Genomic DNA, 26,787 nt, shown 5'->3' with positions numbered 1-26,787 from the left:
AAGATCGGCACGCGGTCGCCCACCCTTTGGACTGGGTGGGTAGTCTGGAAGAAGTTCTTCCATCTGCTCCCACAATTCATCTGGCATGCGATAATTATCAAAACTCCGTTGCCCATCCATGGCGGGCCCTCCTTGGGTTTGAGTAGGTTAGAAGTTACCAACTCAGGGAAGGTCCGCTTTTTTCATGCCAACTAGGTTTTCGGATAGGTTCTTACGATAAGTACGCCAACGCCGGCGAGATGATGATCGAATCGATCTCGATCTATCAATTGGCCGATTGATGGCCGGACGTTCTCCCCACGGCCAAGTCATCCGCTCCCACATCCCTTCCCACCTCAAAACTGGTCTGCCGCAACACTGGCTGCCAATCCCCACCGGAAAACCAACCATGAATCAAATTCCTCTTTCGTTGCTCGCTCTCGCGATTTGCGTTTGTGCTAGCCACGTCATCGTGGCGGGTGAACTCGACCCACAGCAGGATACATGGCATGCAAAGTACAAGGGCCAAGCGAATGCTCCTTTGCCGGAGGAGATGCTTCTCAACACAGACCTCGAGCCGGATCTGTCGAAAGGTTTCACTTCGTTGTTCAATGGCAAGGACCTGAGTGGTTGGACTCCGAAGGGTGGCACCTGCAAGTTCACTGTGAAAGACGGGATCCTTGTTGGCCAAGTCGTTCCAGGTTCCAACAGCACCTATTTGTCGACTGAACGAGATGACTTCGACGACTTCATTTTTACCTGCGACATGAAGTGGGAAGAGTCGTGCAACAGCGGCGTGATGTTCCGTGCTCAATCCAAACCAGGCAAGAACGGAACCGAAATGGTGTTTGGACCTCAGGCGGAGATGGAAGGATTCAGTCAAGATCGCCATTGGTCCGGTGGCATCTATGGACAAAGCTGCGGCGGTTACTTTTATCCGCTGTGGTTGAAAGAGCACAAAGAAGCGAGAGCGGCCACCAAGGAAGACATCTGGAATCGTGTGACGATTTCTGCTCAGGGCAACGTCGTCAAAACTTGGATCAATGGTGTGCCAGCCGCCCACTGGATCGACGACGGATCCTACCCCAAAGGCTTCTTCGGTCTGCAGGTACACAAAGGTGCGAAAGGCACCGTGCTGTGGAAGAACATCCGAGTGAAAGAACTGGCGAACAAGCCCGCTGCGTCGCCGAAGACCAGTGCATCGAAGCGTCCCAACGTTCTATTCATCCTGGCTGATGACCTGGGGTGGAGCGACACGACTCTGTTTGGAACCACGAAGCTCTATCAAACACCGAACATCGAACGGCTCGCGAAACGCGGGATGACTTTCACGCGAGCCTACTCGTCCAGTCCGCTTTGCTCGCCAACGCGGGCGAGTGTTCTGACCGGGCTCAGCCCAGCACGGCACGGCATCACTTCGCCGACCTGCCACTTGCCGAAAGTCGTTTTGGAACCCCAAGAGACCGCGAAAGGGCCTCCCAACAAGTTCTCGACCGTTCCCGAATCGGTTTCGCGGCTGGATCCCAAGTACTACACGCTCGCCGAGATGTTCCGGGACAACGGTTATGCGACCGGCCACTTCGGTAAATGGCACTTGGGATCGGAACCCTACTCACCACTGGAACATGGTTTTGACGTCGATTTGCCGCACCATCCCGGACCGGGACCTGCGGGCAGCTACGTTGCACCGTGGAAGTTCAAGGACTTTGATCATGATCCGATGATCCCGGACGAGCACCTTGAGGACCGGATGGCCAAAGAAGCGGTCCGGTTTCTTGAACAGCACGCCGATGAGCCTTTCTTTTTGAACTACTGGATGTTCAGTGTTCACGCGCCGTTTGACGCAAAGAAAGAGTTGATCGAGGAGTATCGAGATCGTGTCGATCCGAACGATCCTCAACGCTGCCCCACTTATGCCGCGATGATTGAAAGCATGGACGATGCGATTGGCACATTGCTGGACACGTTGGATCGCCTTGAAATCGCCGACGAAACTATCATCGTTTTCGCGTCGGACAACGGCGGCAACATGTACAACGAAGTGGACGGCACGACCGCGACCAGCAACGCTCCGCTACGAGGTGGCAAGGCGACGATGTACGAAGGTGGCGTGCGAGGACCGGCGATTGTTGTCCAGCCCGGTGTGGTGGAAGCCGGATCGCGAAGCGACGCGATCATTCAAAGCATCGATTTCTATCCGACTCTCCTGGAGATGCTGTCGATCGACGCTCAGCCAAACCAATGCTTCGATGGTGTCAGCATCGTTCCCGCTTTGCAGGGAAAGCCACTGCAGCGAGAAGCGATTTTCACCTACTTCCCTCATGATCCTCCCGTGCCGAATTGGATTCCGCCTTCGGTTAGCGTGCATCAAGGCGATTGGAAACTGATTCGTATTTTTCACGGCGGTCAAAACGGTTCGCATCGCTACAAACTTTTTAACTTGAAGAACGACCTCGGTGAACGAACGAACCTGGCGGCTAGACATCCCGAACTTGTCCAGCAGTTGGACAAGCTGATTGAACAGCATCTGGTTGAAACCAATGCCGTCAGGCCGCTGGTCAATCCAAGATTCGATCCCGCCCGATACAACCTCTCCGCGGAAGGCAAAGGTATTCTGAAACGCACCGGCAACACACCGAAGAAGACCAAACCGCGAGTTCACCGAAAACCGGTCGCCGGTTGGTTGCCCGGTGGGACGTGCGACCTTTCCGTTTCCAACAACGTGCTGCGAGTTGAAAGCACCGGCGGCGACCCGCACTTGAGTTTCTCGCTTCCCGAAGTGGTGAAGGCATCGCCGATGACGTTCACCGTTGAAATGCAATCGAATTCATCGGGCAGTGGGCAAATCTTCTGGAGAGAGATCGGCCTTCCCTACAATGCGGTGCGAAGCCAGGTGTTTGATGTGACTCATGATGGAAACGTCCACACCTATTCCATCCAACTTTCGCCGAAGGGCCCGGTGCAAGGCGTCCGAATCGATCCATCGAATGGGACTGGTCAAATTGAAATCCGGCAAATGCGTTTGCTCAACGGCGAAGGCGACACCATTCACGAATGGACCTTCACCGACGCAAGTCGCTGAGCATCGTACGATGGCCTTCCAAGGCCGCCGAAAACAAAACAGTATGATGGTCTTCCAAGACCGTCGGGAGAACAGCGTCCTCTGTTGGTCGGGCTTGGAAGCCTTTTCATACCCCACATCTCGAAACACCAAAGATTAGTGTCCGATCAGACTGGATTAGTGTTCCACCAGAGCGTTCAAGGGAACACTAATCGCCGCTAATCAAACACTGATAATTCCTCGGCAAGGGATGTCTGGCTTTAAACCGCTTGTATTCCCAACGCAAGCGGCTCTCAAAAGATGTGGGGTGCAAAAAGGCTTGGAAGCCCAACCTATGAGACACCACCTCCAAAACTTCGCAATCAACTTCTAGAGACAACTGAGATGAACTTTCGAAACGTGCGACGTCTAGTTTGCTTGATGGCAGTCGCCTGTCTGGGCGTGGCTTGCAATCCCTTGCAGGCATCCGAACGACCAAACTTCCTTGTCATTCTCGCTGACGACCTTGGGTTTTCGGATCCCGGATGCTACGGCGGTGAAATCGAGACTCCCAACCTGGATGCACTGGCGGCGGGCGGCTTGCGGTACACGCAGTTCTACAACACGGCGAGATGCTGGCCGACACGAGCGGCGGTGATGACAGGCTACTACCCTCAACAAGTGCGTCGCGACAGCATGCCTGGTGCGACGCGGCAATATGGCGGCGGCGGGAAACGTCCCGAGTGGGCTCAGACGTTGGCCGAATACCTTCGTCCGGCCGGGTATCGCACCTATCACTCGGGCAAATGGCACATCGACGGCAAACCAACCGACAACGGATTTGATCTCTCCGACGAAGCCACCCGAAGCCCGGGGTTCTTTGACTCGATCCGCAAGAAGAATCGCGATCCGCAGTTCTACCGGACGACCGCGACCGCTCAGCATGCGATCGATTGTTTGCAGGAACACGCGGAAGAACATTCCGACCAGCCGTTCTTTCACTTCCTCGCATTTCATGCCCCTCACTTCCCGCTGCATGCGTTGCCGGAAGACATCGAGCGTTATCGCGACCGCTACATCGCAGGTTGGGAAGCATTGCGGAAAGAACGCAAGCAACGACAGCGTGAACTGGGCCTGAACGTTGGGTCTCTGTCTCCGATCGAGCAAGAAGTTGGTCCGCCCTATGCCTTTCCCGACCAAATCGAAGTGCTCGGCGAAGGAGAGGTCACTCGCCCGTTGCCATGGGAGGAACTGACCGAAGAACAACAACAATTCCAGGCAACCAAGATGGCGATTCACGCGGCGATGGTGGACCGCATGGATCAAGAGATCGGGCGTGTGCTCGCCGAGCTCAAAGAAATGGACCAGTTCGAAAACACTTGGATCTGTTTCCTGTCCGACAACGGTGCGAGCGCGGAGATCATGGTCCGAGGCGAAGGACACGATCCTTCCGCGTCACCCGGATCGGCCGCGACCTATCTGTGCTTGGGGCCTGGGTTCAGCAGCGCCGCCAACACCCCGTTTCGTCGGCACAAAACATGGGTGCACGAAGGCGGCACGTCCACGCCGTTCATCGTTCATTGGCCCGAGGGAATCCGTGCGGAGAACGAGTTGCGGACCAACCTCGGACACGCAATCGACATAGCGCCGACCGTATTGGATCTCGCCCGAGTCGAGCTGGACGAGACCGGTGGCCTACCGATGAGCGGTCGAAGTTTGAAGCCGTCCTTTGACGATAGCGATGCGTCAATTCACGACGAATTGTGGTTCTATCACGAAGGCAACTGGGCACTGCGGCAGGGTGATTGGAAGATCATTCATTCCAATATCTCTCGCCCCTTTCCCTGGTTGCGTTCCGCAACCGCGGCCAATGAGTCAAAAGAAAATGGTGACTGGCAACTCTATGACTTGGCCAGCGACCGAGCCGAACAAAACGACTTGGCGGACAAGCATCCTGAACGAGTGCAGCAGATGGCGGATCGCTGGTGGGAACTGCGCGATCAGTTTTTGCGAGATTCGATGGACGACTCGCACCGATCGAGGCGAGCCAACTGATGTTGAGATCGTTGCCTCTCCTCGTCGGCATCCTGCTGATCGTGTTGTCGGTTGAATCCAAGGCTTCGGCGACGGACAAGCCAAACGTGTTGCTCATCATCGCGGACGATGTGGGCTACTCGGATCTTGGCTGCTACGGCGGTGAGATCGACACACCGCATTTGGATCGGTTGGCATCCGAAGGGGTTCGCTTCAGCGAATTTCATGTCAACCCAATGTGCGTGGTGACTCGAACGAGCCTGATGACGGGGCACACACATACTCAATCGGACAACTATCGACGCTCGTTACCGGTGGCACGCCTGCTGAAGAAAGCTGGCTACGCGACTTCGCTTGCTGGCAAGTGGCATCAACCCGGTAATCCAATGGACGCGGGCTTTGAATCGTTCTACGGATTCCTCGGAGGTGCGATCGACAGTTGGACTGGTATGGAGAATGGCAAGCTAGCGATTCAAACGGACCGTGACGTACCCAAGCCCGTGACCGAGGAATGGTACAGCTCGGACGCGTTCACGGACCGTGCCATCGAAGAGATTGAGTCAGCACGAACGCAAGGCAAACCGTTCTTCACGCTCGTTTCGTTCAACGCACCGCACACGCCGCTGCACGCGCCCCGTGAGAAAGTTGAAAAGTACTACGAGCGCTACCGGGCGGGCTGGGAAAGACTGCGTCGCGATCGCTACGACCGAATGATCGCGATGGGATTGATCGACGAACGCTACGTGATGTCCGAACCGGATGCTGAAGTGCGACGTTGGGAGGAATTGTCGGCGTCGATTCAATCGCAGGAAAGCCGACGAATGGCGGCCTACGCCGGGATGCTGGATCGATTGGACTGGAACGTCGGTCGCTTGCTCCAACACTTGAGCGACCAAGGTCTGGACGAAGACACCATCGTGATCTTCATGGCGGACAATGGCGGCGCTTACAGCAACGGCAACATCCACAACTATGACCAACAAATTCCATGGGCCCCCGGTAGCAATGCGTTCGTGTCCAACGGTTGGTCGTATCTGAAGAACACACCGTTTCGCTGGTACAAATCATGTGCTCAAGAAGGCGGCGTGTCCGTGCCGTTGATCGTGCGTTGGCCAGCTCAATTGTCGGGACAGGAAGGAGCCATTCGGAAACAGCGATTGCATGTCACCGATCTGTATCCAACGCTGCTTGAATTAGCGGGTGCTGAATATCCAACTCATGACGGCGATCGCAAACTGGAACCGTTGTATGGAAGTTCGTTGTTGCCATTGCTTCGAAATCCTGATCTGCCGGAACTCGCGATTCACGACGAGATGTTTTGGTGCTTCAACCAAACCGGCAAAGCACTGACCAAAGGCAACTGGAAAATTTCCAGCATCAGTGACGGGCCGTGGCGACTGTACGACATTCAAAGCGATCCGGCTGAGTCACAGGATTTGGCGGCCGAACGCCTCGACGTGTTGACAGCGATGAGCAACGCGTGGTTTCAGTTCGCTCGCGAACGCACAACGATGCCTGCATCTTGGCGTTCACCGCTGAAGGAATACCAGGAAGGTTGGGGATACCACCGCATTCGCATGATCATGCCCGCTTACGTGCGTGCCGTTCCCGCGATGTCCGCGATGGATGTTCCGTGTGACACGGATCTGAGTTTTCACTTTTCGAAGCCGATTCAGTTTGCGAACTCAACCGGCAAAACCTTTCGTTTGTACGAAGCCGGTGACACCCAAACAGTGGTCTGGCAAGCGGATCCTGAACCGGGCCATCCTGACGAGGGCACTCGGCAAATCACATTCAACAATTTGCCGCGGTTGAAGCCAAACACGACTTATTTCGCACTGTCAGATCCAGGTTGGATCACGGTCGGAAATCAACCCGTCGGAGGTTTGAACGACGGAGCGTACTGGTACCGGTTTCGAACGGGCCCCACCCGCCCCGGTTTGTTGGATGGGCTTCCCGTTCAACGCCCGCTGCCTCGATGAAGTCCATCGACAATCGTTGTACACTGCTATTTCACCCCATTTACCGCAGAGAAAGTTCGAGCGAGAAAGAATATGAGCGTCGCAACCCAACACACATTGCTTCCCGAAGTTCAATCGTTCCTGGATCAATCACCCCTGGCGAGCTTCGTCGGCGGAAAAGCCTTCCCGAGCGAGCAGGGAAACGTGCTCGCAACGATCGATCCAGGCTCGGGCGATCAGCTCGCTGAGATCCACGATTTGAATTCGGCCGAGATTGATCGTGCGGTGGAAATCGCCAACGAAGCGTTCCCGGCTTGGGCTGGATTGTCCCAAGAAGAGCGCAGCAGCATCCTGCTCAAACTCGCCGATGCAGTCGAAAGTCACAAAACGATCATCGCCCAAATCGAGGCTCTCGATGCCGGCAAGATCGAAGCCCAAGCCGCCGGCGACGTGCAGAACTTCGTCGACACGATGCGTTACTTCGTCGGCCTGTCCGACCAAGTCGAGAAACGTACGAAGCTGGATGTGCCGGGCCACGATGCTTACACGGTCAAACAACCTTGGGGTGCCTGTGCTTTCATCTTCCCATGGAACTTCCCGTTCCTCTTGATCGGTTGGGGAATCTCGCCAGCATTGGCTGCCGGCAACACCGTGGTGATCAAACCCGCCGAAGACACCTCGCTCTCGGCGATCTACTTGGCTCAATTGGCCAAAGAAGTCGGTGTGCCGGATGGCGTGATCAACGTCGTCACCGGTCGAGGCGCAACCGCGGGAGCAGCCCTGACCAACAACACTCAAATCAAACGCATGTCGTTCACCGGTTCGCCCGAAGTCGGCCGCTTGGTCGGTGAATCTTGCGGACGCAACCTGGTGCCGGTCAAGCTGGAATTGGGTGGCAAGGGTGCCGCGGTCGTTTTCGATGATGTCGATGTCAAAGCCACCGCGCAAGCGTTGGTTGGTGCGATCACATTCCATACCGGTCAAGTCTGCTGCGATGCAACGCGTTGGTTGATCCACGAAAACATCTACGACGAATTCGTCTCCGAGTGCAAACAGTTGATGGAAAAAGTCCGCATCGGTCACCCACTGGACCCGAACAGTGACATGGGCCCGGTTGTGAATCCGAAACAACGCGAACGTGTTCTCGGGTACCAAGAAAAAGGCACCGCAGGAGGAGCCCAGTGCTTGTGCGGTGGTGGTCCCGCGACGGTCGACGGCCTGAACGGAAACTATGTCAAACCAACTTTGTTGGCCGGACCGCTGGACAACGTTGCCGCTCGCGAAGAAATCTTTGGTCCGGTGGCTTACCTGGCGAAATTTTCCAATGAAGCGGACGCGATCGCGAAAGCCAACGACACCGACTACGGGTTGGCCAACAGTGTTTGGACGACCGACGCCGAACGAGCCAACCGGGTCGCCGAAGCGATGATCGCTGGCAACAGTTGGATCAACGCTCACAACGTGTTCGCACACGGTGTCCCGTACGGCGGAGTCAAGAAAAGCGGCATGGGCGGCGGCGTGCTTTCGCCTGAAACGTTGATGGATTACTACCGCAGCACGTCGGTTGTCCGGCCTCTGTAATCGTCTTCGCTGACCTTTGATCGAACCTTCACCGACGGGAATAGAATGAGCCATTCGCGAGATGTCCAACATCCACGGGACCGAATCATGCAAACGATGGATCGGATCTATCGTTACCGCATGACGACGACTTCGGGTGGCAATCTGTCGATTCGAGACAGCGAAGGCAACATTTGGATCACGCCGGCGAGAGTCGACAAAGGCAACCTGACTCGGAACGACATCATCTGCGTTCGCGCCGATGGATCGGTCGATGGCCCGCACCCGCCATCCTCGGAGTTTCCGTTTCACAAAGCGATCTACGAAGCCCGCCCGGACGTGAAGGCGATCGTGCACGCTCACCCGGTCGCGTTGGTCGCCTTCAGCATTTGCCGCGGGACACCCGACACGCGGTTGTTCCATCAAGCACACAGTGTTTGCGGCAAAGTCGGTTTCGCACCTTACGCTTGCCCAGGAACGGAAGCTCTTGGGGCCAGCATTGCGAAACAGTTCGAAGACGGATGCGACAGCGTGATCTTGGAAAACCACGGCGTCGTCGTGGCCGGCCAAGATTTCGCGTCCGCGTTCCAACGATTCGAGGCCTTCGAATTCGCAGGCAAAACGCTGATCAAAGCCAAGCAGATCGGTGAGGTTCAATACCTCGACGATTCCCAACTGGATCAAGCGGCTCACCGAAGCGTTGACTTCGTCAGCTACCAACCGCCCGCCGCCACCACGCAAGAACAAGAATTGCGACGGCAACTCTGCGAGTTCGTGCGTCGCGGTTGCCGCCAGCGTTTGTTGATCAGCACGGAAGGCAGTTTTTCAGCTCGTCTGAAAGACAATTCGTTCTTGATCACGCCAACGCAGCGAGACCGTGAGCTGTTGAGGGCGGAGGACTTTGTGTTGATCAATGGCGAATTTCGTGAATACGGAAAACTGGCCAGTCGCGCTGCCAACGCTCACCGAGCGATCTACGAAAAACACCCGCACGTGCAAGCGATCGTGTTCGCTCATCCGGTCAACGCGACGGCGTTCAGCGTCACCAGCGTGCCCTTGGATGTTCGTACGATTCCTGAAAGCTACGTCTTCCTGCGTGATGTGGCTCGTGCTCCCTACGGAGTCCAGTATTCAGGCGATGAATCCATTGCCGACTACGTGTGCAGTCGCAACCCAGCCGCGATTCTTGAAAACGATGGCGTGTTGGTGACCGGTACCACGGTGCTGGATGCATTCGATCGCTTGGAAGTGCTCGAATCCACCGCCGAAGCCGTGATCAATGCGAAAGCGATCGGGGACGTTTCGGTGATGCAGCAAGACGTCATCGACGAACTGTGCGAACAGTTCCACCTGGCGTGACCTTTGCCGCTTAACATCGCGTGAACAACAAGTCACGATGTTAGCGGTGTGGCGCAAGCCGCCCGGTGAGGAACCGGAGGGCTCGCGCCCTTCCGCTACGTCAACGTGGTTCTTATCGCATTTGCTTTCTGTATTCGCGAGGCGACAAGCCGAGGTGGGTTCGGAACTGTCGGCTGAAGTAGTTGCTGTCTGAAAAACCGACGTCAAAGGCGATGTCGGTGATCGATCGATCGGTGCTGCGAAGCAAGCGACTGGCTTCTTGAATCCGCACTTGGATCAAATACTTGATCGGGGAAGTCTCCATCGTGCCTTCAAAGGTGCGAATGAAATTCCGGCGAGACATTCCCGAAATCTCGACCAAGTCATCCAACGAAATCGAGCGATCAAAGTGTCGCTGGATGTGCGAAATCGCTTCGGCGATGCGAAGTAATTTCTTGCTCTCGGGATTGCGTGTTCGGCTGTAGCACCTCGATAGAAAGGTGACCAATTGCAACATCGTGAGTGTCGCCATGGTTCGAAAGCCAGCGGAGCGTTGCTTCAGCTCTTGATCCAATGATTCGATATAACGAAGCGTCTCGATCAATTCCGCTGGATTGAGCTGCAAGCGGCTGGTGAATTGATGCCGCTTTCTCCAGGCTGGCTCGAGCGTGAACAAGGCGTGGTAGCCGGACAACGATTGCAGATCGCCAATCGAAAGCGGCAACTCGAGCGGATCAAACAAGATGTTGATCAGGCTCAATTGATCCATGTTCAAGTAGTCATGCGGTCGGTCGCCACCGATCACAAACGTGTCTCCCGTCACCAATTCGTAGCTGTCCTCGCCGGTGATATGAACGCCTTTGCCGCCGGTGATGATGACGATCTCGGCGAATTCGTGGCAATGCAACCCGAAGGGTTCTTGCGGGTCACGCCGTTCGACCACGATCGGAAAGCCGTCGGGGTGAAACCAGTCCTCCTTTTTCAGCGTCGGGATCATCTCGGACATGGCTCCGGGGCACCTTGGACTGGAGTTTTTGGCTTGATTTGGCTGTTTCAGAAAAGCAATTCCAGGTGGCACGATTGTCTTGTTATCGGCAAGAATGTCAAGGTTTGTCGTTGCTCCCTCGGGTAGGCTACGGAAAGATGGGTCACGCCAGGTGGCCGGACAGACACGCACACCGCCCTTAGACCAGGCATTGAGATCATGAATCGAGCTGGCAATATCGAGAAGGCTTTTGAGTTGGCCCGAGAGGAATACCAGGCGATTGGAGTCGATGTCGATTCGGCTTTGCAACGCATGCGAGACGTGGAAATCTCGGTCCATTGCTGGCAAGGCGATGACGTGAAGGGCTTCGAAGGCGATGACGGAGCACTCGGGAACGGGTTGGCGGTGACCGGCAATTATCCGGGGCGGGCTCGCACGATCGATGAGCTGCAAAGCGATCTGGAATTGGCTTATTCGCTGATCCCGGGCAATCACCGACTCAACCTGCACGCTCTTTATGGTGACTTCAAGAGCCGCGTCGATCGCGATGAGATCGAGGTCGAACACTTCCAGGGCTGGATCGATTGGGCTCGCGATCAAAAGGTCCGCTTGGATTTTAATCCGAGCTACTTCTCGCATCCCAACGCGGCGGATGGTTTCACGCTGGCTCACGCGGATTCAGGCATTCGTCAATTTTGGATCGATCACGGCATCGCCTGCCGAAAGATCGCCGCCGCGATGGGCGCGGCTCAAAACAATCCCTGCATCAATAACTTTTGGGTGCCCGACGGATACAAAGACGTGCCCGCCGATCGGAAGGCACCGCGGGAACGATTGGCCGCTTCGTTGGATTCCATTTTCGCAACGGAATATCCCGCCGAGCAAACTCTCGATGCAGTCGAATGCAAACTGTTTGGCATCGGAAGCGAAAGCTACGTGGTCGGCTCGCACGAGTTCTACATGGGCTACGCGATGTCTCGCAACAAAGTCCTGTGCCTGGACGCGGGGCATTTTCATCCAACTGAAACGATCTCGGACAAGATCTCCGCGGTAATGATGTACGTTCCTGAACTGTTGCTGCACGTCAGTCGCGGTGTGCGTTGGGACAGCGACCACGTGGTCACGTACAGCGATGAGTTGCAATCGATCATGCAAGAAGTTGTTCGCGGCGATTACTTGGGACGAGTGCACATCGGATTGGATTTCTTCGACGCCAGCATCAACCGCGTGGCGGCTTGGGCGATTGGAACTCGCAACGCATTGAAAGCGGTCTTGGCAGCTTTGTTGGAACCAACCGAGCAACTGCGAAAGCTGGAACTGGAAGGCGACCTGACCGGTCGACTCGCGTTGATCGAAGAGCAAAAGACGCTCTCGCTCGGTGCCGTTTGGAATCACTATTGCCAATCGGTCGACGTGCCCGCGGGAGCGGATTGGTTGGAGAACGTGCGGGAATACGAGAGCAAAGTGTTGTCGCTACGAAGTGACAGTTCCGCTTTGGTTTGATCGAACTCCCGCCGACAAATTCGCGGTCGTGGCGGACCGACAAGCAGACGACGGTGAATCGACCGATCTTTAGAACTCGAGAGCATTGATGAGCGAAGAAAATTCAAACGCGGGCGGCGAATTTGAACGCGAACCCGTTCCCGAATCCGCACGAATGGGAAACGGGAAGTTCTGGGGGATGTACGCCGGCGAGCATGCGGCGGGCACTGAGTTCATGATCGGGCCGCTGTTCCTCGCTGCAGGAGCGAGCCTGTCGGATTTGTTGCTGGGCCTGTTGCTCGGCAACTTGCTGGCCGTGCTGACTTGGCGATTCCTCGTGGTCCCGATCGCGATGGCCAAACGCCTGACCCTCTACTATCAGCTCGAACGCATCGCCGGTGGTTCGCTGGTCAAGTTCTACAACTTGGTCAACGGATTGCTCTTTTGCTTTCTCGCCGGTGCGATGGTCACAGTCTCCGCATCAGCCGTGGGAGTTCCCTTCGATATCAGCTTCGACGTTCCTGAGAACTTCTTTGGTCTGAGCAATCCATCGTTCACATTGTTGGTGGTCATCGTCGGCGCCGTGATCACCGCGGTTGCGGCGGGCGGCTATGAACGCGTGGCAAGAATCGCGAATATCGCGGCCCCGTGGATGATCGCCGTTTTCGCGTGCTGCGGAATTGTTTCTCTATCTCAAATGGGTGCCACCAACGCATCGGCATTGTCAGAAGGCAGGTTTTGGTCCGATGCGATTGCGTTTGTTCAAGAAAAGAACGGGCCGGGGACGTTCAGTTTCTGGCAGATTGTGGTTTTTGCTTGGTTGTGCAACGGCGCGATGCATTTTGGGATGTCTGATCTCACGATCTTCCGTTTTGCGAAGAGCAAGTCCTCAGGCTGGGCGCCCGCGATCGGAATGTTTCTCGGGCACTACATGGCTTGGATCGCGGCGGCATTGTTGTTGGCCGCGTTGATCAAGTTGCAGCCGGAGTTGGTGGTCGGCGATGACGGCAAAGTCACCGCGAATCCTGGGTTGCTTGCCTACCAAGCGGTCGGATGGACCGGGATCATTTGCGTGGTGATCGCGGGTTGGACGACCGCGAACCCGACGATCTATCGCGCGGGACTCGCATTTCAGGGGATGTTCCCCCGAAGCTCACGAACCGCGATGACACTGGTCGCCGGTGTGGTTGCGACCATCGCTGGAGCGTTCCCAAACCTGTCGGCTCAACTGCTCGATTTTGTGGGCACCTATGGAACGGTCCTGGGAACGATGGGAGCCGTCATCTTTGTCGACTTCTACTTGATTCAAAAGTTTGGTTTGCGTGCCGAGTACGCGGCGGTCACTGGGGCTCGCATCAATGGCGCTGTCTTGATCGCTTGGGTGCTGCCGGTGGCGGTGGCGTTGTACTTCATCCTGGCAAAAGGATTTTTCGCGGCCTATGCGGTGATTCCATGTTGGTTCACTTGCGGCGTGCTTTACTTGCTCATCAGCAAGCTGACGCAGCGTTCACCGGCTGACGGAACGATTTCCTGATGACTGCTCGCGTTTGAATCCCGTTCAATTCATTTCTTCACCTCAAGAACACAACCGTGCTGTCGCCATGAAGAACTTCGCCAAGATGATGTCGCTGATCACGCTTTGCATGATCGTCGTTCCGTGTTCGCTGTTTTTTGCCGGAGCGATCGAGCTTCCGCTGGTCAAATCGATCGCATTGTTTGGCACCATCGTATGGTTCATCTTCACACCGATCTGGATGAGCCGGCAATTGCCGGTCGACGCGGCAGAAGTCGAGATCTAGGAAGGCGAATACCGACGCCGATGCCGATTCACTCAACGACGCCGCTTTCTAAACTTGTTTCGCGAACCTTGGCGTGGTGAGATCGGTCCATGGGGCAAGGAATCCGATGCTGTTCGGTTCCATCTCCCGACGCCAATGATGTGCCTTTCGCGAAAGATGAAACGATGCGAGTTTTGCCATTCTGTTTTGCAACGAAATCAGGTTGCGAGTGATTTCCTCTCGTTTGCCTGACAAGAACGATTTGTCCCCCAACAACTGTTCACCCAATGCGAAACAATGAGAACCACATCCGAAACCCAGTCGGCGACTAACGTCGCTACGCGAGTCGCGGGGGAAGACATCCAAAAGGGTGACTTCGTCACCGTTCTAAGCGAGATTTTCGAAGTCCCATCCTTTCTTTGGAACTGCTCGGACGTCTCGTTGCCACCGGACGAACCCGTGCGGGCTCGATTTCTATCGACAGCCACCGGGACGCCTTACAAGGTCACCGTGGTCTGCTTGCCGTTTGTCTACGCCAAAAGAACACGTGGCTCCGTCGCGTGCTTTGACATCCGGCGTCACGAATTGGTGCGTCTGGACCGCGAAAGCGGTCGTTCGCTTTGGAAGCTGCTGAGGAAAAAGAAAAAGAAGAAGTGAGCGGCACCCATTTATCGAGTTGCAAACGTGCCGCCGTCGTTCAATTGTTTGCACCTGTCGGACCAAAGACATAGGTGGTGAGGATGACTTTGTCGATCTTTGCTCCGTCCTCGCGGTAGGCAATCGTCAGCGTATGGTTGCCGGGTGTGAGGTCGAAGCGATCGAGCTTCACCCATTGCCAACCGTTGGTTTGCAGGCCGTTGGCGGCTATGAATTCTTGGTCGTCGATTTGAATCCAAAAGGAATCGTCGTCGGCCGAGGGACAGTTCAATCGAGCGTAGAGGTAGTAGCGACCTTCCTTGCCGATCGTGATCGGATACTGCAACTTGGCATCGTCGCCCGAGGGGACATTGTCAGTGGATTCCAATCCATCGCGTACGGTGAGGAACGTTCCGCTTGACGCTTCTTGGTCTTCTCCGACGATCCATTCGGATCCATGAGACGCGGATTCAGCCTCGATGGAATGCAATTCGGCTTTGCTGCGATCGGGGAAGGTCGACGTTCCGGTTGCCCAGCCATCGTACCAAAAGGAATGTTCCACTTTCTCAAAGGGATGCCGTGCAACGGATGTCTCGATGTCCGTTTTGCCGAGCAAGAATTTGTCGACGAAGGCTTCAACCTCAGGTCGCTGGTTGTCGGGCAGTTGACAGTGTGGATGATCCGCGACGATTGAGAAGCCGAATCGGTCCGGCACGCCGAGCGATTTCCACACTTCCTTCGCCGCCATGCAGGAGACAAATCCGGATTCGTCGGCCAGCCATTCGTAGTCTGGATTGCCCAGCACCAGGAGGGCTCGCGGCGCGACCAAGGCCATCAATTCGTGGTGATCGTGCGGGACCTTCTCGACCGAGTTGGAGAATCGAAACATGTCTTCGAGGAACCACGCCCGACTCGTCTTTCCAAGTGTCTCAACGTTGCCGAGCGTTTCGGAAACCCGCCAAGCTGCCGCTCCACCTCCGCCGGGTTCTTGTGCGATCGTCAATGCGATTCGTTCATCCAAGGCTCCGGCGAAGAGAGCCATCTTTCCCGCGAAGGAACAACCCGTTACCGCTAAGTGTTCTCGATCGATCGGCAGATCACTTTCCACCAGTTCCAGCCCATCAATGATTCGACTGATTCCCCACGGCCAAGCACTGTAGGCACCCATCTCGGTCTGGTCGGGATACAACCGATTGATTGGTTCCTTGCCTCGCGTCTGAGTGTGTGACATCACCTGAGAGAAATCGAACGCGATCATCGCGATGTCTCGGCGGGTGAAAATTTCTGGCGGCAGACTTCCGCTTCCTCGCCCGATACCAATCACCGCAGGAAACGGTCCATCTCCTTCCGGGAGCCAAACATTCGCGGTCAACTTCAGCGACTGCCCGTTCACTTCGATGGTGACGGTCAGTGTGTTGTCACGGAAGTTTGCCGAGATGTTTTCTGGTCGGGCTGGCTTCTCGCCGATCTCGTAGTGTTCGATCTCCGCTTTGATCTCGGAACGTCGGCGACTCCAATCGGCCAGTTCGGTAGAGCGTCCGCTGCCGTCAGACCATGCAAACGGATCTGGCAGACTTTGGATGACCGGAAGATCGTCAATGCTCGGCAGAATCGGCGGCGGATAGTCGGCGCCGGTGTGTTCCAACTCGTAGACCGAGGGGACGTCTTGAGACATCAAACCCTCGTTCGAGACAAGCGAACCGATCAAAACAGAGAGCACCAACTGGAAACGTCGATTCATCTTCGAACCCACCTTGCTTGCGAAATCTGCCTGAGAGACGCCGCATTCTACTCGATGCTAAGAGAGGCCGTGTCGAGCAGCCAGCCTTCGATCGCGTCGTAAACCAGGTCGCGTTCGTCTTCAATCAAGAGCGAATGGCGTAACCCGTCGAGCGAGACTCGATGGCATGAAGGGCCAGCTTTCTTGATGAACTCGTCCGTTGTGTTGGAGTCGCAGAGTTCATCTTCGTCGCCGGTCAGCACCAGCAATTTGACATTCAATTCTTTCGCGTGATCGATCAACCAGATTCCATGGTTGACCAATTGACTGCCGATCCCGATCGAGAGCTTTTCGTGAATGAGCTCGTCCTCGGCGAGTGAACGCAGGGCCTCCGTGTCTTGCGTAAGCTGAGTCGGTTCGATGGAAGCGGACAACCGGATGTGAGGAATCAACTTGCCTGTCAACCACGCCGCGAAAGCTTGGGGTCGTGTTGGTGGATTGGGCGGCAGAATCATCGGGTTGGTGACGATCGCTCGACGAACGTATTCGTAGTCGCGGCCGAGCAAATGATTTAGAACAAGGTTGCCGCCCATACTGTGGCCCAACAAAACCAATTCAGCGTTTGGAAACGTCTTGGCAGCGAATTCGAGTGCAACGGCAATGTCATCGACGAGCGTGTCGAAGCTGGGTGCGTCCCCGCGTGCACCGGGACTCCGTCCGTGACCGTTTTGGTCGTAGAGAACGACTCCGCGGTCAAGGCTGGTCATTCGCTCGGCGAAGTCATCGTAGCAACCCGAATGCTCGCCCAATCCGTGGACCACAACGAACGCGAGTCCAGCGGATGACTTGCCCGCGTGGCGGCAATGCAATTCGCGTCCATCGGGTGTGACGAGTGTCGGGGATTCAATCTGAGTTGCCATGTGACTTTGGGAAGGAAGGAGCTTCGCTGAGGGGACCGTCGAGGAGCCGGACGCAGCGGTTCACTGATCTTGGTTGCGATCGATGAACTTGCAAAAACGACTGAGTTCTCCCCCGGACGTCTTCTCTTCGTGCAGGAATGCGAGCTTCGATTCTTCGAACTTCTCGAAGAAGTTTTCCCAACTGATTGTCGACAAGTTGTCGTTCCGTCCGCCGTGTGGAAAATCGATCCGCAGGACTCCGATTCCATCTTCCGACTCGGCGGTTGCCTCAACGGTTGCGGGCACGCCGCCACGCTCATGGACCCAGTTTTGAATGGCGTCGTGGTTGGTAGTGGTGTTGGCCATGATGACTCCTAAGCGGTGTTTGAAATGGTCAAATCGAAATGAACGTGACACCACGGTCGACCCACAGCGACTGTTCCTTTCGATCCTTTGACGGCAAAACAGACGCAATCTGCATGCCATCTTTCACCGGGCGCGGGGTTTGCTCATTGTGGAGTCGTTCTGCAAATGTGCAGGTTCAACGCATTGTCACCGATTGAAAAGCGCCCCTGAGGAAATCTCGTCGGAGGAAGCGTCTTTGTCGGAATGTCGATTTCGATCACCATTTGCTACTCTCGTGACACGAGGTGTCTCGTTGATTTGAGACCCTGGACCCGCCCACCGCCAATCAGGATGGAACTTTGAGCGACGATCTGATCTCTGGAAACCTTCCCGAAGAAACCCTGGAAGAACTGCGTCAAGCGAAAAAGATCTTGGAGCATCACGGCATCGCCGATCGGTTGACTGAGATGATTGGGACGCCCGTGACGGCATCGTTGAAGATGTTGCCCGACAATTTCGAGTCCGCGATTCACTCGGCAATCGACAAATCGCTGCACGTTGCGCTCGATGTTGCCTTGCGAACTTTGGGGCCTGAAAAAGATGCATCCGGGGCCAAGGTTCGAGACAAACCGAAGCTGTTGACGCACAAATTGTTGGCAGGACTCAGCGGTGCAGCAGGTGGTGCGCTCGGCGGGGCAACCGTCGCTGCAGAGTTGCCTGTTTCGACGGTATTGATTCTTCGGAGCGTGGCCGACATCGCTCGTAGTGAAGGAGAAGATCTCTCCGAGCTGGAGTCTCGATTGGCATGTTTGGAAGTCTTTGCGTTGGATCCAGGCCAGTCGTCGGACATCGATGACGAGACCGAAATCGGCTACTTTGCCGTGCGAGCCGCGATGGCGAAGCAGATCCAAGACGCGTCGAAGTACATCCTCAAGAACGGAATCAAGGATTCCGCCGCTCCGCCGCTGGTTCGCTTGGTAACTCAAATCGGAAAACGCTTTGGCGTGGTTGTCAGTGAGAAGGTGGCGGCTCAAGCGATTCCCATCATTGGTGCCGTCGGTGGTGCGCTCATCAACAGCTACTTCATCGATCACTACCAAGACCTCGCGCGTGCTCACTTCACGATTCGTCGTTTGGAACGGGAACATGGTCAACCACTTGTTCGCGAAGCCTATGGGCAAATCAAACTTCGGCAGCGGCCACGACGCGTGACCGACTCGACTTCATAACTCCTTGGTCGGAGAACGACCACTTGGGCCGTTGTCGGGTCAGCTTTTCGGTCGTTGCTTGCGAATCACGTTGGTTTGGACGCAAACTCGACAGATTGTTTCGATATCAACCGGTCGCGGTACAGACTTTGCTTTTTGATCGCGGCAGTGAGAAGTGAAGAGCAGCCAATGAGGTTGTTCCACTTCCACGTACCAATCAGAACTGCAGACGCCGTGAACACGACCGAATCGAAAGAGAATGACGACGACGCAATCGAAAGCCGCGCAGGCGTTCTTTCGATTCGAATTTGTGCGGTCATGCTGGTGCTCTATGCGTTGTACTACGCTCGATCGTTGGTGATCCCGGTCGCAACTGCCATCGTTCTCTATCTCACATTGCGACCGATCGTCCGTCACGCCAAACGCATTGGCGTGCCAGCGCCCGTGGGCGCGATCGGGATCATTGCTGGGATTCTGCTGACACTCGGCCTGGGGACCTACGTTGTTCTCGAACCCGCCAAGGAAACGATCGCGGAAGCGCCGAAGCATTTGTCCGTTGCGAAAAGCAAACTTGCGTTCATCACGGATCGATTGAAAGACGTTGACGAAGCCACCGAAGAGTTGGCTGAATCGGAAGAAGTTGCTGCGGGCGAAGTGGCCAGTGAAAAGCCTGTGCCCGTCGAGATCAAGCAACCGACTTGGACGAGTGGGTGGTCGTATCTCAGTGGAACCGGGAACATTGTGTCCTTCCTGACCATCTGCATTGCGTTGTTGTATTTCCTGCTGGCGACGGGGGACGATTTGCTGCGAAGCGTGATGCGATCGCTGCCTGACTTTTCTTCACGCCGCAAACTGGTCGAAGTCATCGAGAATGTTCAAGAAGGTTTGGGCAGCTACCTGGCGCAGGTTTCTGCCATCAACGCGGGGCTGGGCGTTTGCGTCGGGATTGTGATGTGGATCCTGGGAATGCCATCGCCAATCATGTGGGCCGTGATGGCTTTCGCGTTCAACTTCATCCCGATCGTTGGCGCCATCGCTGGTGCAATCATCATCTTCTTCGTGGCGCTGTTGAATTTCGAACCGACGTACTACGCTTTTGTCGTCACGCTTTCGTTCATGACACTCACATCGCTCGAAGGGCAATTCATAACGCCGGCTATTTTGGGACGGTCGATGAGCATGAGTCCGGTGCTCGTGTTCTTGTCGATTGTCATTTGGGGATGGATGTGGGGAATCATGGGCGTCTTTCTCAGCGTCCCGATTTTGATCGCTGCCCGCATGGCCTGCGAAGGCTACGACGACCTTCGTCCTCTAGCAATGATCTTGGGTGCGGAGATGCCGGAGGCCAAACCTTCGGCCGGCAGTGGTGACGAGTCGATATCGACGAACTCGGGTGATGAAAAGATCGTGAAGAACTTCCATGGCGATCTCGCGACGTCCGGGAAAACGTGATCCATGACGATGCTGGCGTTTGGTTTTTAGTGTTGGATGTCACGAAGGCCTTGCACGAAACGATTGCGGTGATCCGTATGATTGGCGGCAAGTCTTGATTGCCGCCACGGATTTTTGCGATGAACCACGACCCATTTGATCAACCCGCGACTGATGCCGCTTCGCCCACCGTCACTGGCCCGACCGAGTACGCGGTTGGGGTGGAGGACGACCCGGCGGCAGCGTTGATCAACACGAGTGCCTGGAAGAAAATCTTGATCGGTGCCGTCGTCACGCCAGTGGTGGTGGCAGGGTTGGTTCGAAGATTCATGGTTCGCAACGCGGACAAAGAGTTCGAGATCGACATCATGTCGATTGGATTGCTGCTCGTGCTAGCGTCAGTGGTCGGTGGGTTGCTCGGCGGACTGCTGGCTTGGAAAGACCGAGTGGAACATCGTGTGGCGAACAATTTGCCGATCAGTTTCCCTTCCAAATTGTTGTTCGGCTACGGCATTCTCTCGCTGATTTTGGTGTGGGTTCCCATCGCTATCTTCGGAACGATTTTTGTCTTGGTGTTGACTTTGTAAACCGTGGGCGAGCTCGGAAAGTGTGACACGGTTTGCTCGAAAACGCCCTTCTGAATAGGGGCGTGAACCGGTTGACCCGTGACACGGATGGTTGAGGCCTTCTTATCTGAAAGGCCTTGTCATGATTGTGTCTTCCGTCGTCGTATCCAAACTGCATGCTCGTGTTGATTTGCAGCAACGCGTGCCGCGATCGCCGCGTTGGAGCGAGCCGTCGATTCCGGCGGGTTCAGACGATCATGCGGCAGATCAAGCCGACGAAAACGAGCCGCGTACGATCCCCTCCTTATTCTCGCGGGTCCAGGCGTGGGGCCGTATAACGCTGACTGAACTGCCATCTTGGTTGGTCAGCTTGATCGTCCATCTAGCGGTGTTGCTCACCTTGGCATTGATCAGTCGCTCGACCAACCAGATCAGTCGAATCGAATTGCTGTTTCGCCAATCAAGCGACTCCACTGCGAGCGAATTGTTGGAGTTCACAACGGTGGAGTTGGAGCCAACCGTTCCGCTTGAGGCTGTCGTCGATGATGAATGGGTCGAGGTGGAAGAATTGATTTCGGTCGATGTGATTGATGCGCAAGCTGATTTGATGTCGTTGGTGCCAAAGTTGGACGTCGGTTTGTTCGATCCAGTCGCGGTCCCTTCGAATGCACTTGCCAAGCCCGAGAACATGTTTGAAGGTCGCAGTGGTGCGGCGAAGGAACGCTTGTTGAGGCTTTATGGAGGCGACGAACAGACCGAGGATGCAGTCGCCTCTGGATTGGTTTGGCTCAAACGACAACAGCTTCGCAACGGAAGTTGGAGCCTGCACGGTCCCTATGCCAATGGGGCACGGGGTGAGAACCAAATCAGTGCCACGGCGATGGCGATGTTAGCTTTCATGGGTGCCGGGAGCACGCACCGAAGCGGCAAGTATCAGAAGGAGTTGCTTCGAGCGGCGCGTTGGCTGGTGACTCATCAGGACGGCCAAGGTTTCCTGGCTGGATCGACCAGGGGCCACGAGCGAATGTACTCACAAGCTCAGGCAACGATCGCTTTGTGTGAGTTGTACGCGATGACGGGGGACTCGTGGATTCGTCCCTACGCCCAGGCCGCTTGTGACTTCGCTGTCGCATCGCAATCGCCGCAAGGAGGTTGGCGGTACCAGCCACGGATGGACAGTGACACTTCCGTCACGGGATGGTTCGTGATGGGATTGAAGAGCGGCGATGCCGGTGGACTGGAGGTGGATGACTACATCTGGCCGAAGATTGAACGCTACTTCGATTCAGTCAGTCAGGGCTATTCGGGCGGATACTCCTACATGCCCAATGTCGCCCCCAGCCCCTCGATGACCGCGGAAGGAGTCTTGTGTCATCAGTACCTTGGTCGACATCGCAACATGCCGGGGATGGCACAAAGTTTGGGATCTCTGGTGCAGAACCATCCCATCAAAATGAACGAAGCCGATGTTTACTACTGGTACTACGCGACTCAGGCACTGCACCATTATGGCGGACCGCTGTGGAAGCAATGGAACGAAGAGATGAAGGCGACGTTGCCGGATCGTCAGGAAAAACGCGGGCGTGAACGAGGAAGCTGGTCGCCGAGCGGTGATGCTTGGGGCGGCTACGCCGGGCGGCTGTACACGACGTGTCTGTCGATCTATTGCCTGGAGGTCTACTACCGCCATCTTCCGCTTTATGAACCAGGTGAAACAGAGTGAGGTTTGACTGGCATGACCATTGGCCCGGTATTTATGGAGGAACCGCGGCCAACGCTGGGCTGTCCAGTCTTCGGTATTGACACCGGAATTGGCATGGATTCTTGAGGCGGTTTTCTGTCTTCGGTCACCTCTCCCCCGGCGAAGTAGAGGTCGTGCAGTTTTTTAGTGCCGCTTTTCGGCAGATTTCCATACGGCGTACCTCTCCCGAAACGAAGTTTGGGGAGAGCGACGCCGTTCAGGCATACGCGAGGGTGAGGGCCGAGCATGGGAAACAACGTGCACTGCCCTCCCCGGAATTCTCGCTGAACGCTCGAATCCCGACCCTCCCCAACTGCGTTCAGGAGGGTGATTTCAACCTTGCGAGCACGGCACTTCAAAACTGCACGACCTCGAAGTTGGGGGAGAGGTGACAAAAGTTGCACCGTGTCCTCGACCCGCAACCCCAAAGATTGAACAACCCAGACGAACGTCCATCGGCTAATTGTTGTCATTCGATAGATGACTAACTCAGCAGCCCGCTAACGCCAGAACGGCTGATGCGATTGGACATGCCGCCACCTTGCGGTGAATCTCATTCACAGTGGCGCGGTCCCGTTAGGGTTGGCCGCCTTGGCCGGATTGTTTGAGCTTTGGGTGTGCCAACACAAATCGCATTTGATCAATCGACGGTGGTTTGACTAAATGCTCGTCAAAGCCTGCTATTTTGCTTTTTAAACGATCTTGGTCCTGCCCATACCCAGTCAGGGCCACCATCAAAATGTCGTCGAATTGAGAATCTTCCCGGATTGCAGCGGCAACTTCATAGCCGCTCAGTCCAGGCAACCCGATGTCCAACAGGACGATCTCAGGATGGACTTTTCGAATCAGTTCCAGTGCTGCTTCGCCATCGTTGGCGGTGTGGACTTCGTGAGCGCCGAGTTTTTCAAACAGTTTCGAGAGAAGTAAGACCGCGCCCCGATTGTCATCAATCACCGCGATTCGGCGTGCTTGGCCGTCGCTTTCCAGTTCCATCGGAACGTCTTTGGGTTCAGACGGCGACGCGATGGGAAGTTCGATGTGAAAGCTGCTGCCTTTGCCGAGCCCATCGCTTTCAGCGTGAATGTTTCCGCCGTGCATCTCAAGCAGTTGTTTGACGAGAGTCAGGCCAATTCCCAGCCCGCCCTTGGAACGGTCGAGTGATCGATCGGACTGGGCAAACAGCTCGAATACATTCGGTAGGAATTCCTGATCGATGCCGATCCCTTCGTCTTTGATCTGAATGAACAAAGAATCATCTTTCACGAACGCGGATAACTCGATCGCTCCGCTTCCGTCCATGTACTTGGTCGCGTTGCTGAGAAGGTTTTCGAGCACCTGAACGATGCGAACCGGATCCGCCTCCAGCCAAACCGTTTCTTCCGGAAGAGTGATCGAGAGCGAATGCCCGTGAGATTCAATCACGTCTTGAACGGCATCGATCGCTTTTCGAACCGTTGATTGAAACTCAATGCGTTCCTTGCGCAGTTCGACTTTGCCTCGCATGATTCGCGAAACATCGAGGAGGTCATCGACCAGACGCACGACGTGGGTTACCTGTTCCTGCATCACTCGAACCACGTCGCGGTGTTCGTCATCATCCGCGATCGCGAGAAGGTCCAATCCGCTTCGGATCGGAGCCAGGGGATTGCGTAGCTCGTGAGCGAGCATGGCCAAGAATTCGTCTTTACGACGATCGGCGTCATGGAGCAATTGCTGCGTTTCACGCAACTCGTTGACGTCGGTGTTGGTTCCGAACCATCGCACGATCTTGCCTTCTTCGTCACGAATGGGGACGGCGCGGGAAAGGAACCAACGGTACTGACCGTCTTTCCCTTTGAGCGGAAAGGTGTCTTCCCAAATCTCGCCGGCGTTTGCAGCACGCTGGATTTTTTCAACCACGCGATCGACATGGTCGGGATGATGGATTTGTCGCCATCCCCAACCTTGCATTTCTTCAAAAGTGCGGCCGGTGTATTCGTACCAGCGTTGGTTGTACCAATTGCACTCACCAAGATGGTGACAAGTCCACGCTAATTGGGTCATGTTGTCGGCGAGCATCCGGAATCGCACCTCGCTCTCTCGCAAGGCATCCGCGGCTTGTTGCAGACGTGTGGAATCGAAGAAATAGCAAACCACGCCGTAGCTGCCGTCCGCCAAGGTGATGCGGTTGACTTGCCACTCGTAAGATTCTGTTTCGCCTAAGTCCTTGCGTTTTTCGGTCAGTCCGGGCGAGACATAAGGTTCGCCAGTTTTCAGTGTGTGCCGGAAAATTCGCACCGCTTCATTCGCGAATTCCGGTGGCCAGATCGTGTGCATGACTTCCTCGAAGTCACGACCAAGAACCGGTTGGACGTTTTGGAAGGCCGGCCCTGCTCCCAAGCTCACTTGAGCGATCTTGAAGTCGCCGTCGACCAAGTAAATTCCCAACGGGGATTGCTCGATCACTGTGAGCAGCGTCTGAGTGGCGCGGTGCTGAAACTCTTCGCTCTGTTTTCTTTCGGTTACATCGGTGCCGGCACCAAACCACTCAATGACGTTGCCGGCATCGTCGAAGATGGGCACCGCTCGACTGTGTATCCACCCGAGTGTTCCATCGATCCGAATGACGCGGTGTTCCAGTTCGTAGAGTGATCGCTTCTCGACCGAATCTTGAACCGCTTTTCGAACCTCAGTTTGGTCGTCCGGATGAATGTAGTGATCCAGCCATGAGCGACTGGGTTCGGTGGTGCTGTCGATGAAGGCACGCCCTTCAAGCATACCCATCTCGCTCCAATCCGCGTTCATTCGAAACACGATGTCGGACGTCGCCTGCGTCAACGCTCGGAAGCGTCGTTCGTTCTCGCGAAGGGTGGCTTCGGATCGTTTGCGTTCGGTGATGTCGCGCGTGACCGCCAACTGAACGGTTTCGCCATTGGTCAGCGACAGCGGCACCGCATGAGTTTCCATGTGTCGCCGACTGCCTCGCAGACCAATGATGTCGAATTCCATCACGCCGCTGTGACCATCACAGACGCGTTCGTTGAACTCGCGAAATCGATCGAGGAACTCGGGTGCAATCAAGTTGTAAACCGAATTGCCAGTGACATCTGTTCCTGGGGGAGCTTCGATCATCTTCAGGCCGGCGGCATTCATCTGCGTCAGCGTGCCGTCGGATTTGACAACCTTGATGCATTCAGGCGTCGTGTCGAAGATCGCTCGCAGGTAGTGCTCTCGTTCCTGGATCGCTTGTTCGGCGTTTCGCCTCGCGGTGATGTCAACGGCGACCGCGACCAATTTGGTTGGCTTTCCAAAGGTGTCAGCCGCGACATAGCCACGTTCCTCGATCCATACGACTTCGCCATTGTCAGGCCGAATGACACGAAACTGCACTTGGAATTCGCGAGAACCTTGCAGCGTGCTGCGGATAATTTTCTCTACCGTATCGATATCGTCCGGATGAACGAGATCTCGAGCGGATCGCCTGTCCGCGTGATCGGACAACGATTTGATTCCGAAAATCTCAATCGCGTTTTCGGAATAAAGAACGGTGTCAGCCTCGATGTCCCATTCGACGGCAACCATTCGCGACGCCTGCAGGGCAATCTGCAAGCGTGACTTCTGACGCTGCAGCATGTCGGCGGATTCGTTTTTTATCCTCGCTCGTCGGATGATCGAGTCAACGCGAGCCAACAGTTCGTGTTCGTTAATCGGACAGCACTGAATGTCGCTCCGCTCAAACTCGAAGACTTGCTGCCAGATCGTCGGATCAATCGGGGTGGCTTCACCAGCGACCAAGACAAACGGAACGCCGCGAAGTTCTGCGTGGGCACGAGTCTGGGCGAGCAGATTCACACCGGAAACTTCGCGAAGATCGAAACCGGCAACGACGGCGTCAAAGCGTCCTTGAGTCAGTTGCGACCACGCCGATTTTCCATCCTCCACCGTGACCACATCGTGACGGAGACCCAGGACCTGTTTCAGGCGCGCTCGACGTTGATCATTGCTTTCGGCAACCAGAATCGCGGATCGATCTTCCCCCATCATCGGCTCTCGTTTTGCATGCCGCCAATCTACGTCGTTCGCCAGGAAGGTGACGAACAATCGT

General features: G+C 55.6%; 18 protein-coding genes and 1 pseudogene. 13 read left to right on the top strand and 6 right to left on the bottom strand.

Features of this window, described 5'->3' with window-relative positions:
• Window positions 1-120: pseudogene (locus CEE69_RS30275) on the bottom strand (IS5/IS1182 family transposase); the annotation flags it as partial.
• Window positions 121-388: 268 nt separating this feature from the next.
• Between CEE69_RS30275 and CEE69_RS30270 the strand changes: the two are divergent.
• The 5 genes from CEE69_RS30270 (at window position 389) to CEE69_RS30245 (ending at window position 9,933) form a co-directional block, all read left to right on the top strand.
• A complete protein-coding gene (locus CEE69_RS30270) occupies window positions 389-3,061 on the top strand; it encodes a sulfatase-like hydrolase/transferase (protein ID WP_099264247.1) in 2,673 nt (890 codons plus the stop codon).
• Between the two features lie 363 nt (window positions 3,062-3,424).
• Window positions 3,425-5,074, top strand: a complete 1,650-nt coding sequence (locus CEE69_RS30260; protein ID WP_099264241.1) for an arylsulfatase — start codon at window positions 3,425-3,427, stop codon at window positions 5,072-5,074.
• The gene (locus tag CEE69_RS30255) at window positions 5,074-7,035 is read left to right on the top strand and encodes a sulfatase-like hydrolase/transferase (protein WP_099264240.1); all 1,962 of its coding nucleotides are present in this window, start codon (window positions 5,074-5,076) and stop codon (window positions 7,033-7,035) included. The genes CEE69_RS30260 and CEE69_RS30255 overlap by 1 nt, the downstream gene beginning before the upstream one ends.
• 72 nt (window positions 7,036-7,107) lie before the next feature.
• Window positions 7,108-8,595: an aldehyde dehydrogenase family protein gene (locus CEE69_RS30250; protein WP_099264239.1), complete on the top strand. Its 1,488-nt coding sequence runs from the start codon at window positions 7,108-7,110 to the stop codon at window positions 8,593-8,595.
• A 45-nt stretch (window positions 8,596-8,640) separates the two neighbouring features.
• On the top strand, window positions 8,641-9,933 hold the full coding sequence (locus CEE69_RS30245) for a class II aldolase/adducin family protein (RefSeq protein WP_099264238.1): 1,293 nt from the start codon (window positions 8,641-8,643) through the stop codon (window positions 9,931-9,933).
• A 112-nt stretch (window positions 9,934-10,045) separates the two neighbouring features.
• Here CEE69_RS30245 and CEE69_RS30235 read toward each other — a convergent pair whose 3' ends face one another.
• Entirely contained in the window at window positions 10,046-10,918 is an 873-nt protein-coding gene (locus tag CEE69_RS30235; RefSeq protein WP_099264237.1) for a helix-turn-helix domain-containing protein, read from the bottom strand.
• A gap of 198 nt (window positions 10,919-11,116) precedes the next feature.
• Here CEE69_RS30235 and CEE69_RS30230 point away from each other — a divergent pair, with 198 nt between their 5' ends.
• The 4 genes from CEE69_RS30230 (at window position 11,117) to CEE69_RS30210 (ending at window position 14,814) form a co-directional block, all read left to right on the top strand.
• On the top strand, window positions 11,117-12,400 hold the full coding sequence (locus tag CEE69_RS30230; protein WP_099264236.1) for an L-rhamnose isomerase: 1,284 nt from the start codon (window positions 11,117-11,119) through the stop codon (window positions 12,398-12,400).
• An 88-nt stretch (window positions 12,401-12,488) separates the two neighbouring features.
• Window positions 12,489-13,913, top strand: coding sequence for a purine-cytosine permease family protein (locus tag CEE69_RS30225; protein ID WP_099264235.1), 1,425 nt, complete (start codon window positions 12,489-12,491; stop codon window positions 13,911-13,913).
• Window positions 13,914-13,980: 67 nt separating this feature from the next.
• The gene (locus CEE69_RS30220) at window positions 13,981-14,178 is read left to right on the top strand and encodes a hypothetical protein (RefSeq protein WP_099264245.1); all 198 of its coding nucleotides are present in this window, start codon (window positions 13,981-13,983) and stop codon (window positions 14,176-14,178) included.
• A gap of 276 nt (window positions 14,179-14,454) precedes the next feature.
• Complete coding sequence (locus CEE69_RS30210) at window positions 14,455-14,814, top strand: hypothetical protein (protein WP_099264234.1); 360 nt, start codon at window positions 14,455-14,457, stop codon at window positions 14,812-14,814.
• Between the two features lie 40 nt (window positions 14,815-14,854).
• Here CEE69_RS30210 and CEE69_RS30205 read toward each other — a convergent pair whose 3' ends face one another.
• Genes CEE69_RS30205 through CEE69_RS30195 form a run of 3 tightly spaced genes read right to left on the bottom strand, consistent with a single transcriptional unit; the run spans window position 14,855 to window position 17,778 of the window.
• Complete coding sequence (locus CEE69_RS30205) at window positions 14,855-16,534, bottom strand: glucuronyl esterase domain-containing protein (protein ID WP_199169994.1); 1,680 nt, start codon at window positions 16,532-16,534, stop codon at window positions 14,855-14,857.
• Between the two features lie 47 nt (window positions 16,535-16,581).
• A complete protein-coding gene (locus CEE69_RS30200) occupies window positions 16,582-17,433 on the bottom strand; it encodes an alpha/beta hydrolase (RefSeq protein ID WP_099264233.1) in 852 nt (283 codons plus the stop codon).
• Window positions 17,434-17,493: 60 nt separating this feature from the next.
• The gene (locus CEE69_RS30195) at window positions 17,494-17,778 is read right to left on the bottom strand and encodes a hypothetical protein (protein WP_099264232.1); all 285 of its coding nucleotides are present in this window, start codon (window positions 17,776-17,778) and stop codon (window positions 17,494-17,496) included.
• Window positions 17,779-18,116: 338 nt separating this feature from the next.
• Here CEE69_RS30195 and CEE69_RS30190 point away from each other — a divergent pair, with 338 nt between their 5' ends.
• The 4 genes from CEE69_RS30190 (at window position 18,117) to CEE69_RS30175 (ending at window position 22,685) form a co-directional block, all read left to right on the top strand.
• The gene (locus tag CEE69_RS30190) at window positions 18,117-18,986 is read left to right on the top strand and encodes an EcsC family protein (protein ID WP_199169993.1); all 870 of its coding nucleotides are present in this window, start codon (window positions 18,117-18,119) and stop codon (window positions 18,984-18,986) included.
• Window positions 18,987-19,199: 213 nt separating this feature from the next.
• The gene (locus CEE69_RS30185; RefSeq protein WP_099264230.1) at window positions 19,200-20,417 is read left to right on the top strand and encodes an AI-2E family transporter; all 1,218 of its coding nucleotides are present in this window, start codon (window positions 19,200-19,202) and stop codon (window positions 20,415-20,417) included.
• A 119-nt stretch (window positions 20,418-20,536) separates the two neighbouring features.
• Window positions 20,537-20,983 carry a hypothetical protein gene (locus tag CEE69_RS30180; protein ID WP_099264229.1) on the top strand — a complete coding sequence of 149 codons (447 nt, stop codon included), beginning with the start codon at window positions 20,537-20,539 and terminating at the stop codon, window positions 20,981-20,983.
• A 121-nt stretch (window positions 20,984-21,104) separates the two neighbouring features.
• A complete protein-coding gene (locus CEE69_RS30175) occupies window positions 21,105-22,685 on the top strand; it encodes a prenyltransferase/squalene oxidase repeat-containing protein (RefSeq protein ID WP_233215798.1) in 1,581 nt (526 codons plus the stop codon).
• A gap of 594 nt (window positions 22,686-23,279) precedes the next feature.
• On the opposite strand, the gene CEE69_RS30165 is transcribed toward CEE69_RS30175, so the two are convergent.
• Entirely contained in the window at window positions 23,280-26,726 is a 3,447-nt protein-coding gene (locus tag CEE69_RS30165; protein ID WP_099264243.1) for a hybrid sensor histidine kinase/response regulator, read from the bottom strand.
• Between the last annotated feature and the right edge of the window lie 61 nt (window positions 26,727-26,787).

It is taken from the genome of Rhodopirellula bahusiensis (assembly GCF_002727185.1).
In the GTDB taxonomy this organism is placed as follows: Bacteria; Planctomycetota; Planctomycetia; order Pirellulales; family Pirellulaceae; genus Rhodopirellula; species Rhodopirellula bahusiensis.
This window is presented reverse-complemented; position numbering and strand designations above follow the sequence as displayed.